10 protein-coding genes are annotated in these 11743 nt (G+C 39.1%); 7 read left to right on the forward strand and 3 right to left on the reverse strand.

Annotated features, from left to right (window positions below; translation table 11 throughout):
- Positions 1-5: 5 nt before the first annotated feature.
- Both AC6CH7_RS23010 and AC6CH7_RS23015 read left to right on the forward strand, forming a co-directional pair.
- The gene (locus tag AC6CH7_RS23010; protein WP_498264938.1) at positions 6-1388 is read left to right on the forward strand and encodes an SGNH/GDSL hydrolase family protein; all 1383 of its coding nucleotides are present in this window, start codon (positions 6-8) and stop codon (positions 1386-1388) included.
- A gap of 24 nt (positions 1389-1412) precedes the next feature.
- The gene (locus tag AC6CH7_RS23015; RefSeq protein WP_498264939.1) at positions 1413-2672 is read left to right on the forward strand and encodes a polysaccharide pyruvyl transferase family protein; all 1260 of its coding nucleotides are present in this window, start codon (positions 1413-1415) and stop codon (positions 2670-2672) included.
- Between the two features lie 13 nt (positions 2673-2685).
- Here the strand turns inward: AC6CH7_RS23015 and AC6CH7_RS23020 are convergent, their stop codons facing one another.
- The gene (locus tag AC6CH7_RS23020) at positions 2686-3558 is read right to left on the reverse strand and encodes a helix-turn-helix domain-containing protein (protein WP_498264940.1); all 873 of its coding nucleotides are present in this window, start codon (positions 3556-3558) and stop codon (positions 2686-2688) included.
- A 202-nt stretch (positions 3559-3760) separates the two neighbouring features.
- On the opposite strand from AC6CH7_RS23020, the gene hxlB reads away from it, so the two are divergent.
- From hxlB to AC6CH7_RS23040, 4 genes are all read left to right on the forward strand, one after another.
- Positions 3761-4351: a 6-phospho-3-hexuloisomerase gene (gene hxlB / locus AC6CH7_RS23025; RefSeq protein WP_498264941.1), complete on the forward strand. Its 591-nt coding sequence runs from the start codon at positions 3761-3763 to the stop codon at positions 4349-4351.
- Positions 4352-4380: 29 nt separating this feature from the next.
- Complete coding sequence (gene hxlA, locus AC6CH7_RS23030; protein WP_498264942.1) at positions 4381-5013, forward strand: 3-hexulose-6-phosphate synthase; 633 nt, start codon at positions 4381-4383, stop codon at positions 5011-5013.
- A 141-nt stretch (positions 5014-5154) separates the two neighbouring features.
- The gene (locus AC6CH7_RS23035; RefSeq protein ID WP_498264943.1) at positions 5155-5472 is read left to right on the forward strand and encodes an antibiotic biosynthesis monooxygenase family protein; all 318 of its coding nucleotides are present in this window, start codon (positions 5155-5157) and stop codon (positions 5470-5472) included.
- A 3-nt stretch (positions 5473-5475) separates the two neighbouring features.
- A complete protein-coding gene (locus AC6CH7_RS23040; protein WP_498264944.1) occupies positions 5476-6882 on the forward strand; it encodes a sulfatase-like hydrolase/transferase in 1407 nt (468 codons plus the stop codon).
- A 10-nt stretch (positions 6883-6892) separates the two neighbouring features.
- Here the strand turns inward: AC6CH7_RS23040 and AC6CH7_RS23045 are convergent, their stop codons facing one another.
- Together AC6CH7_RS23045 and AC6CH7_RS23050 are read right to left on the reverse strand one after the other, a co-directional pair.
- On the reverse strand, positions 6893-7333 hold the full coding sequence (locus tag AC6CH7_RS23045) for an SRPBCC family protein (RefSeq protein WP_172660083.1): 441 nt from the start codon (positions 7331-7333) through the stop codon (positions 6893-6895).
- A gap of 264 nt (positions 7334-7597) precedes the next feature.
- Positions 7598-7726, reverse strand: coding sequence for a hypothetical protein (locus AC6CH7_RS23050; RefSeq protein WP_498264945.1), 129 nt, complete (start codon positions 7724-7726; stop codon positions 7598-7600).
- 768 nt (positions 7727-8494) lie between these two features.
- On the opposite strand from AC6CH7_RS23050, the gene AC6CH7_RS23055 reads away from it, so the two are divergent.
- On the forward strand, positions 8495-11743 hold the full coding sequence (locus AC6CH7_RS23055; protein ID WP_498264946.1) for a SusC/RagA family TonB-linked outer membrane protein: 3249 nt from the start codon (positions 8495-8497) through the stop codon (positions 11741-11743).

Consider the following 11743-nt stretch of genomic DNA (forward strand, 5'->3'; position numbering starts at 1 on the left):
AAAGTATGCTGTTATTTTCGCCGAGGTTAAGGGTAATATTTGTTATCCTGTTCATTTCTACATCATTTGGATTTGCCCAGCAAAACAACAAGAGCTTTTTTCCTGCCGGAAGCAGCGTGTGTTTTATAGGAAACAGCATCACCAACAACGGTGAATACTACAATGACTTATGGATCTATTATGCCACACGATTCCCGGCAGAAAAAATACGCTTTTACAATTGCGGAATATCCGGGGATGTTGCAACGGGAATTTTAAAAAGAATGGATAAAGATGTGCTCATCCACCGACCAACTCACGCGGTAATGATGATCGGCATGAATGACGTAAAACGGGAACTTTATGGTAAAGCAAATTCTAATGAAACCTTAAAGCAACAGGCATTGGCTGCATATAGGACCAGCACTGAGGCCGCGGTAAAAATCTTAAAAAAGAATGTAGAAACTGTTACGCTGCTTAAACCTTCTATTTATGACCAGACCGCAGTTATGGAAACAGAAAACCTATATGGTGTAAACGATGCTTTACAGCGTTGTGCAGAACACATGCAATTTTTGTCTGAAAAGTATCATACCAACCTGGTCGATTTTCAATCAGTATTGCTCCGCATCAATAAAGAAGAGCAGTTAAAAGACCCTGCTTTTACCATCATCGGTAAAGACCGGGTGCACCCCCAGTCGGTAGGACATTTTGTAATGGCTTATCAGTTCCTGAAGGATACAAAGTCGCCCCAATACGTATCTAAGCTGATTATTGGAGATGATTTAAAAGCATCACAACAAGATAGTTTTAATGCAGAAATAAGAAAACAATCAAATCAAGATAGCTTATTAACATTTGAATGCCTTGAGAAAAGCCTGCCCTTTCCGATTAAGGAATCTGCTGCAGATGCGCTCAAATGGATTCCCTTTAATGAGGACTTTAATATAGAGTTGCTGCAGGTAAAAAAAATATTACCGGGAAACTACCATCTTTTTATTGACGATATTTTTATTGCAGGGGTTACTGCTAAGGACCTCTCGACGGGGATTAACCTTGCACTATACAAAAATACACCCCAATACCGGCAAGCTCTAACGGTAATGAATACCTGCATAAAATACAGAGATGTGGAAGCAGTAATCCGCAATCTCCGCTTTGTTGAATTTATGCACCTTTCTGAACTTAAAGATGCATCAGATACAACTCTGGTGGCTGGATATCTTAAAAACCGACTGGAAACTTTAAAAGATGGCGGGCATTATGAATATCACCAGAAGCAATTTAAGAACTACTTGCTGAAAAAGAGTTCGGAAACAGAAGCCTTCAGACAATTGTCTATACTTGCCGACACTATTTATCAGGTAAATCAGCCCCGGGTCCATGTTTTTAAAATTGTTAAACAATAGTAAATAAAAGAAAGCTTGATTAAGATGCAAAGAAGAAAATTTATTAGCAATGTTGCGGTTATGGCTGCACTTCCTGTTATTTCTAGTCTTATGGGAGCCATTGAAAGTGGCCACATTAAAGCGAATTCCAGGATATTACTACGCTCATCCTGGCAAACGGTAAACATAGGTGATATTGGCCACACTTTTGGAATAATGGAACTGTTTAAAACCTATTTACCTGGCGCAGAGATAACATTATGGCCAAATAGTCTGGATAATGGTGTTGATGTATTGCTAAAGAAGAGTTTTAGTAAACTGAAACTTGCCCCCGGAAAGATCGATGCATCAGGTAAACCGACAACACCGGCCTTACAACAGGCATTTGAAACATGTGACATCATGGTACATGGCTCCGGACCCTGGATTGTAGTTCCTGCTGATCTTGCAGCATGGCACAAACAAACTGGTAAACCCTTTGGTATGTACGGTATTTCGCTGGTAGATGCAGATGTCAAATCTTTAGATCTAATTAATAAAGCCTCATTTATCTATTGCAGAGATACAGCTTCATTAGATTACCTGAAATCATTAAAATCTAAATGTCCGATAACCGAGTTTGCCCCGGATGCAACTTTTGCAATCAATCTTCGTAATGATAAACTTGCTGCTGATTACCTGGATTCGAAGGGATTGAAAAGTGGGGAATTTATTTGTGTCATACCACGACTGAGGTATACCCCTTATTGGAAAATGAAAAACATAGAACCAACAGAGGAGGAATCAAAGAAATACATGATTTCGCAATACTATAAAGACACCGATCATGCAAAACTTCGTGATGTGATGATCAGGTGGGTACGGGAAACGGGTTTAAAAATACTGGCTTGTCCAGAAGTCACATATCAGGTAGAACTGGCCAAAGAAATGCTGATAGACCCACTGCCAGAAGATGTTAAAAAACATGTGATATGGAGAGATACCTATTGGATCCCGGATGAAGCGCAATCAGTTTATGCAAAGGCAAGAGCATTGGTCAGTTTTGAAATGCACTCCCCAATCATAGCCTTTTCATCAAATGTTCCTGCTATTCACTTAAGGCAACCAACAGATACCCGAAAAGGACAAATGTGGGCCGATATTGGTCTTGCAGAGTGGCTTTTTGAAATAGATTTTACGAGCGGAAATCAGATAGGAGATGCCCTGATGGAAATTCACTCGAGTTATCCCAAAGCATTAAAGAAATTGTCAAAAGCAAAAGAATTTGTGATCAGCAGGCAAAAAGACTCCATACATAAGATATAGCCTATACCAAGGTTTAGCCTTCTATGTCGCCAACTAAAGTGTTGAATTTTATCTTGATATGAGTTTTGGCTTGTTTCTGAAATTCTTCTGGTGTTTGCCCGGTTTGCTTTTTAAAGAATCGGCTAAAGTATGGACGGTCAGAAAAACCCAACTCATAAGCAATCTCTTTAATGGTGTTCTCGCTATGAATGATGCTGCGTTTTGCCTCCAAAATAAGTCTGTCATGAATCAGTTGCATACCTGTCTTACTTAGTTTATCCTTAAGGATTTGGTTGAGGCGTTTAGAACTAATCCCTAATTTTCCGGCATAAAAATCCGTGTTTCGAACTTGCTGATAATTACTTTCCAACAGCATTAAAAATTCATAAACCCTTTTTTGGTGGATATCCTGACTGGTGAATTCATGTTCTTTTACCTGGATCAGTTTAAGCAAAAAAACTTTGAGCAATGCCCTTACCATAACAATATTATTGCTGGTATATTCTTTATCCAGTAATTGGAATATTCCCGAAAGTTCAATGGCTGATGTTTCATTTAGCCTGAGGCAGGAAAATTCACCCTGTACATTAAATATTTTGAAAAGATCAAGAAGAAATTCTTTATCCTCTTCTTCCAGCATACCTCTTTTAAAAGAAATCAGTTCTCCATTTTTTCCCGCTTTATTCAATTGATGAACCCTATACGGGGGGATCAGATAAATCCAGTCAGCCTTTGCCTCTAATTCAGTGTCTTTTAGTGCGTGCAGGGCATCTTCGTTTTTTAGCCAGACAATCTCAAAGAAATCCTTCCGTCCGGGATCATTAAGGTAACTCGGAGGGCAATTACCCAAATTCCGTATATAAATCAATGATTTTTCAAGTCCCGGTTGCAGTGCTGCATTTATCATGGCCTAAAGATAAGGACAATGGGTTTGTTGTATTGGACGATTGGGAAATTATGGTGGACTATTCGGAAATCCTTCTTTTTTTGTGGCTTATTTATGACTTTTTAACCCTTTAGTTTCCTGATTGTCCCACATAATGCGCTGATTGTATAAGGTTGAACCGATTAGCCCTCATTACTTTTGCGGAGGATTAAACGATAAGAAAATGGAGATTGAAAACATAAGTGAGAAGCAGATTGCTAATGACATTCGTGCCAATCTGGAGATGATTTTAGTTGAAAATACCTGGTTGTTAAAACAAATGGATTTCAATGAAGTATCAGCTCTGGTTAATTATATTGTGTCTGCTAATCATATTTTTATTATTGCAGCCGGGCGTTCTGGTTTTGCAATGCGCTCGGCTGCAATGCGGTTGATGCACCTGGGGCTTAAAGTTTATTTTGTAGGCGAAACCATTACGCCTGCCATAATAAAAGGAGATCTATTAATTGCGGCTTCCGGATCTGGTACAACTAGTACAATTGTAAGGGCAGCACACAAGGCAAAGGAAATTGAAGCCATTGTTGTCGCGATCTCAACGCAAGAGCACTCGTTACTTTCTGGTCTTGCAGATCAATTGATTTTGATACCTGCTGCGGGAAAGCAAGATCTTGAGAGTAGTCGCTCTGGGCAATATGCAGGAAGTTTATTTGAGCAATTCTTGCTGTTATTAATGGATTCAGTATTTCAGTCATTGTGGAAATTTAATGGTATACCAGCCGCAGAGCTATGGAAAAGGCATGCAAATCTTGAATAAATACAAATAATCAATTATATATTATCATTATGGCAAAATTACAAGTAGCAATAGATTTATTAACCACAGAAGAGGCATTGGCATTGGCAGCTAAAGTAGCACCCTATGTAGATATTATTGAACTGGGGACACCTCTGATTAAGAACATGGGGTCGGCAGTTATCGCTGCTATGAAAAACGCGCATCCGGATAAATTGGTTTTTGCAGACCTTAAAACTGCAGATGCAGGCGAGTTGGAAGCTGATGTCGCCTTTACCGCTGGTGCAGACTTAGTTACAGTAATGGGAGCAGCGGGAGATGCTACAATCATTGGCGCTGTTAAAGCAGCAAAAGCCCATGGCAAAGGGGTTGTTGTAGACACGATTGGTTATCCGGATCGGGTGAGGCGCGCTCAGGAAGTAAGTAAACTGGGAGTGGAATTTGTAGAGCTTCACGCGGGTTTAGACGAACAATGGACAGCTGGTTATTCAATTCAGGTATTGATAGACGAAGTGGCAAGAGTTGGGGTTCCTGTTTCTGTAGCAGGTGGTGTAAACATCAGTAATGTGGTCGCTGTTGTCGAAGCGGGAGCAAAAGTGATAGTTGCAGGTGCAGCAATTTATGGAGCCGAAGATCCGGCAGCAGCCGCGAAGGAACTGCGTGAGGCAATTGATGCGGTATAGCATCATTTGAGTTTACATTTAAGAATGTAGACGTCTTTGAAAATGAATTAAGAAGGTCTTTCAATTGCGATTGAAAGACCTTCTTAATTCATTTTTAATTTGTAATTTTCTATATTGCTAATCATTAACAAAAAGCTCAATATGATATTAGAAGTTGCTGCCCTGTATATTAAGGAAGGACAAAATGATCAATTTGAATCAGATTTTATGGAAGCGGGTCAATATATAAGCTCAATAACCGGATACATCAGACACAGCTTGCAGAAATGTATTGAACAAGACAACAAATACTTATTGCTTGTTGAATGGGAGAATCTCGAAGACCATACAATTGGATTCAGACAATCTAAAGTATATAACAACTGGAAAGAGCTTTTACATCATTACTACGATCCTTTTCCAATAGTAGAACACTTTCAAGTTGTGGTTACTAATCCATTACCAGCACATAAGGCGTAAAATATGTTGTTAAATCAAAAGAAAGGGAAATTACAAGCTTTCGGAATAATTGCATTTATACTAGTGCCTTTACTGGGGTGGGTATTTCCTGTCTCTAAAACAAAACCTAATCTGCCGTTTAACAGGCCAAATATAATTTACATACTTACTGATGATATGGGGTACAGCGATGTGAGTAGTTTTGGAGGTAATTTTGTACCTACACCCAATATTGACAGGATTGCGGCAAGCGGCAGGAAATTTACTCATTTTTACAGTGCTGCGCCAATCTGTTCCCCATCAAGGGCGGGTTTTATAACAGGTAACTATCCCGGAAGATGGAATTTTTCAACTTACTTAGACAATCGCAAACATAACCGTAATGCGCAGCAAGCAGATTTTCTAGACCCTGAAGCACCCACTATTGCTAAAATTTTTAAAAGCGCCGGATATGCTACTGGGCATTTCGGTAAATGGCATTTGGGTGGAGGCCGTGATGTTACCAATGCGCCTGGATTTGAGAAATATGGGTTCGATGAGCATGCAAGTACCTACGAAAGCCCTGATCCCGATCCTTTGATTACTGCTACAAACTGGATATGGTCTGAAAAAGATAGTATAAAGCGATGGGACCGTACTAAATACTTTGTAGATAAAACATTGGAATTTATGCAGAAACATAAAGGACAACCTTGTTTTATTAATTTATGGCCTGATGATGTACATACTCCATGGGTACCTCGAAAAGAAACAGAATATACAGGCCAGTACCCGATGAATCCCCAGGAAGAAGCTGCGTTTAAATTGGTATTAAAAGAATACGATATTCAGATTGGCAGGCTGCTGGATGGGTTGAAGAAGCTTGGGCTAGATAAAAACACCATTGTTATTTTTACCAGCGATAACGGGCCATTGCCAAGCTTTAGAGGTAGCAGGGCTGCCGGATTACGCGGTACTAAACTTTCTTTATATGAGGGTGGTACCCGCATGCCATTTATGATCAGTTGGCCCGGCCACATAACACCCGGTACAACCGATGAAACTTCGGTGTTGAGCGCACTTGACCTGTTGCCTTCATTAGCTAAAATAGCGGGGGTTAAACTGCCCGGCAGCTATCGCGGTGACGGTAAAGACCGTAGTACAGCTTTGCTGGGAAAACCATCTCCCAGAAATATGGATATGTATTGGGAATATGGCCGTAATGATATCGCATTTAAATTCCCCAAAGGTCGCGATAAAAGCCCTAATTTGGCTATACGGTCAGGGCAGTGGAAGCTTTTGATGAACAGCGATGGTAGCGATATACAACTGTATGACATTCAAAAAGATCACAATGAATCCACAGACCTGGCCGAAAATAACCCAAAAATTGTTCAGGAATTGAAAACCAAATTGGATAAATGGTGGACATCACTTCCTAAATTGGAATAATTTATTTTTTCTATTCTGAAAGTTTTTTTACTTCTTCCAGACCTTTTGTAAAGCCGTTATTCATAACCTCTTCCCATTCTTCTCCTACCTGCACAGAAGCTTTAAGTTTAGTAATGCCGTTGTCTTCAGAAAGATGGTATTCTTCAAGGGATCCTGCCCAGCTTTTCACCCTTTCGCTGGTGGTATCTTCTTTGCCGTCTATTACTTCACCCAAATGTTCAAACACGATATGATAAGGCTCATTTTTTATTTTAATGGTACTAACCATACCATTACCTTTTCCATCCAGGAAGAGTGTTTTACCGCCAACCTTCCAATCACTTTCTACTTTGGAACCACCACCAGGATTAAAGGCGTCTGTCCATTGAGAATAAGTTGGCTCATTCCAAAGCGTGCTCCAAACTTTTTGGGCCGGTGCTTTGATCTCTTTTGTGAACTGTAATGTTTTCATAATAATATTTTTTTAAGGTTAATGTCTTGTTAAACAAAACTATAGAAAAAAGTAAGCGCGTATGAGGTATTAATGCGACAATTTAAGGGCTTAATTACGACTTGTTTTATCACTTACTAACAGCTTCATTTTCATATGGTTTTTGTTAGGACAGATTTTTTCAACATAAAAAAAGGTTAGCCATCAAATGGCTGCTCTGGAAACAAGGGGAATTGAGGGCTAATAAACTTTTTTCTGAGCATTAAACTCTGTCCAGGTTTTTAATCAGGTAGTGCCAGCAGCTCTTTCGGCTGCAATTGCACGACGGGTTCCTACCGGAGAAGTTGCCTGAGGGATCAATACGATACTTAGAATAGAATATGCTAAACTTCTTGCCAGAGATTGCCATTTCATCGCTTAAATTACGGATGAGGATAAATGATCCTGATTAAGCAAAGATTAAATTATGGTTACGGTACTTCTTCCAGCAGTAGTGAATTAAAAAGGGAAGAAATTACAATACTTCGGGAAGACCGTCCATTCCCTGGCCTGAGTCTATGACGCAACTTTGTATTGTTCAATCACTCATAAAGCTTAAATATCTTGAGATATTTTCAAATAGATCTTTTTATGATCCTTTTTATGATGTTTAGTGTGTCGTTAAACGCTGTTGTATGTTTTTGTTGCTATATGCCTGTGAAATAAAATAATTAAATAGCTTTTAATTTATGTTTAAGTATTTTTAATTGTTATTCTAGTTTTTTTGTTAGTGTTTTTTAAAGTTTTATTTTTTTTTATTTAAAAAATGCAAAATATATACCAGTGAATTCAAAAATATATTACTTTAGCCTCATAAAATAATTGAATTGTTGGTGATTTTGTTCTTTTTCACCTGATTTTCATTCTGATTATTTAAAAATCAAACTTTTTTTGCTCATTTTTTTGACACTTAACCCAAATTAGCTCCTACTAGCTAAATCGTTTTACTAAAAAATTATCAACATATACAAATAAACCGATTATTAAACAATTAAATCTAACTAAAACAATTTAGCCTATGGAATAACCAAACATTCAAAATCAAAACAACCAATAGAAACTTTAATGTTTCAAACCAAACCAATCAATCTGAACTCCTGGACTCCTGATGATAAATAGGGAGCAGGTATTAATTTAAAATTCATGAATGCAATTTTATATAAGAATAAAATACTAGGCGGCGTAATGCTATTGCAGATAGCACTAGGGACTATATTTTTTAGTGGCTATGCCCAATCCACCACAGCAATCCATATTAACGGAATCGTTAAAGATGCAACCGACAATCAACCATTACCGGGGGTTTCAGTAATAAATAAGAGTACCAATAATGGAAGTTCCACAGACGATCAGGGACGTTACTCAATAAACATACCCGTCGGGGGTACAATCGTGTTTCGTATGCTTGGTTATAAGGCAAAAGAAATTGTAGTAAAAGCTGGTGATACAGATATCGAAATTAAGCTGGAATCTGATCAAAAGACACTAAATGATGTAGTTGTTATTGGTTACCAGAAAGTTTCCAGAAGAAAGGCCAGTGCTGCTATAACCTCAGTAGATCCTAAATCTATTGCTGATGTTCCGGCACCATCCCTGAGTACATTATTGCAAGGTCGTGTTGCGGGATTAAACGTGCAAAACTTCTCAGGCGAACCTGGGGTAAGAAGTACCGTTGTATTACGTGGAAATACCGCCGTGAGCAGGAACATTGACAACAATCCCAATTCGGCTTCCGGTAAAGCCAGCTTGGCCAGAGCGATTAGCGGACCCCTTTATGTAGTGGATAACGTAATGCAGAGTACAGAGGATATTGCTGCTTTGAATTTTGGTAACGGAACCAGTACAGATGTCTTGGCAGGTATCCCTATTAGTGATATTGAGAACATTGATATTTTAAAAGATGCATCAGCTGCAGCAGTCTATGGATCTCGTGGAGCCAATGGAGTTATCCTGATCACCACAAAAAAAGGATTAACCGGGAAAACGCAAATTAATTTCTCTACCTATCACGGTATTACAGAACGCCCAAACCTTGATAAGGTACTGATAGGAGCAGAAGAAGGACGTGCGAAAATGGAACTGATCAACCACTATGGAACGTATGATAACCTGAAAAATATTCCTCAAATACTTACCGATAGTTTAAATAGTGCCTTTAATAATGCGAATGACTATAGAGGCCAACTTTATCAGACTGGTAGAGTAGATAATTATGATCTGTCATTTACTGGGGGTACAGAACAATTTACTTATCGTTATGGGTTGAATTATTATTCTGAAGACGGTATCATTAAAAAATCAGGTTTCGACAGGTATAGCATCAACAGCAGAATGGGCGTCAAGCTGGCCCCTAAATTGGAGGTTGGCGTTCAAATTCGCTATAACCGTCTCGACAGACCAAGATCTGTAAGTGATTTAAGTGGAGGTAACAGCCCTTTTAATGGAGGATACTATGCCAGCAGTCCACTGCCATCTTCAAATCTTTTTCTCCCTGATGCAAATAGAGATTTCATCTTTGGAAATACAAATATCCAAACAGATGCCAATACCAATAACAGCTTAAGCATAAGTCCAACCATCGATTGGAAAATCTCTGACAAATGGTTATTTAACACCATTATATCTTATGAAACTGCAAATAGTAGAAAGGATACTTTCACACCGGGAACGGTTCGCAGAAGTGGAACAGGATATGCAACAAGCTTTGTAGACAACTCTACAAACTATTTAATGAGCAATACCATTCAGTTTTCGACCACTATTAATGATACCCATCATTTAAATTTACTTGCCGGACAGAATACTGAGTTCCATCAATACAGGGCAACATATGCGGAGGCTGACGGTATACCTAACGATCAGATTAGCGTCGTAAAAGTGATCAATAAAATGGGTTCTTATGCCTATTCAGATTTAATTGAAAGCGGTATCCAGACCGCCTTTTTCAGAGCGAACTATGATTTTAAGGGGCGATATTTGTTCTCGGGCGTAATAAATGCCGATGCATCATCAAAATTTGGTAAAGGTAACCGGGTAGGTTTCTTTCCATCATTCTCCGCTGGATGGATCGTTAGTGATGAACCTTTCATGAAAGCTGCCAGCTCCTGGTTAACTTTATTTAAAATTCGCGGTAGCTATGGTATCACAGGTAGACAGCCAGATGGTGGCGATAGTTACCTGTCCTTCAATACGTATAATGTTGGGGCGGGCAGTTTCCCGGGTAGTTCAAATCCATCAACAGGTCAAAACGAATCGAATACGTATAATGGAGTTCCTTCAGTGTCCCCAAACTTTTCAGGAGGTTTGTCAAACAGCGAACTCACCTGGGAGCATTCAAAACAGGCGAATATTGGAGTCGACCTGACTTTTTTAAATGGCAGATTTAATTTTGTAGCTGATGCTTATGTCAGAAATACAACGGAGGGGATATTTACACTTGCACTCCCTATTACTACAGGCTACTCAACCATAACTTCAAATGCCATTGGTACAAGAAATAGCGGTATCGAAACGCAATTCATTGCTCATTATTTCAATCCATCAAAAGCATTTCAATGGGAAACCAATTTCAATTTTGCTTTCAATAAAAATCTGATCACATCGTTGCCAAATGGTGGCCGGGATATTTATTTAGATAAATTCCTTTTGCGACAAGGGCAGTCAATCAATCAGTATAATGTGTTTGAGCAAACAGGCATATATGCTACTGACGGAGATGTTCCCGTAAATCCCATTGATGGAAGTGTACTTAGCTTTTATGGATATCCGTTTAAAGGTGGAGATCCAGTATGGAAGGATCAGAACGGAGACGGAATTCTTGACGCTACAGATTATGTGCCTGCCGGGAATCCAAATCCAAAAATGACAGGAGGTATGGTAAATACCTTCAGCTATAAAAACTTTAGCCTTTCAGTATTTGCCACATTTACCCTAGGTAGGGATATCTATAATGATTACCTGGTAGGAAAGCTCTCCCATTTAGTACCTACAGATGATGGCGATCCGGACCCATTGCACGCATTAAGCAACAATGCATTTCCATACCTAAATGGCATTAATTACTGGCGGAATCCAGGAGACAATGCGAATTATCCTTCCTTAAGCTCATTCTCTGGCACGCGTTACAAATACGCTGCAGTAAGCTCTAGATGGGTTGAAAACGGATCTTATATCCGCATAAAAACGGCCACGTTAGCCTATGCGTTTAAACCAAAAGTTCTACAAAGGCTATCATTGAGCAGGCTAAGGGTGTATGCTATGGCAGATAACCTTCATATTTTCCAATCGGCCAATTTACCGGATGCGGAACAGGTTGATGCCTTTGGTATTTATAACGGTAGCGGTTACGCCATACCTAAAAAGTATACGATAGGTCTGGAAATAGGGCTTTAA

This window comes from Pedobacter sp. GQ55, from assembly GCF_059758925.1.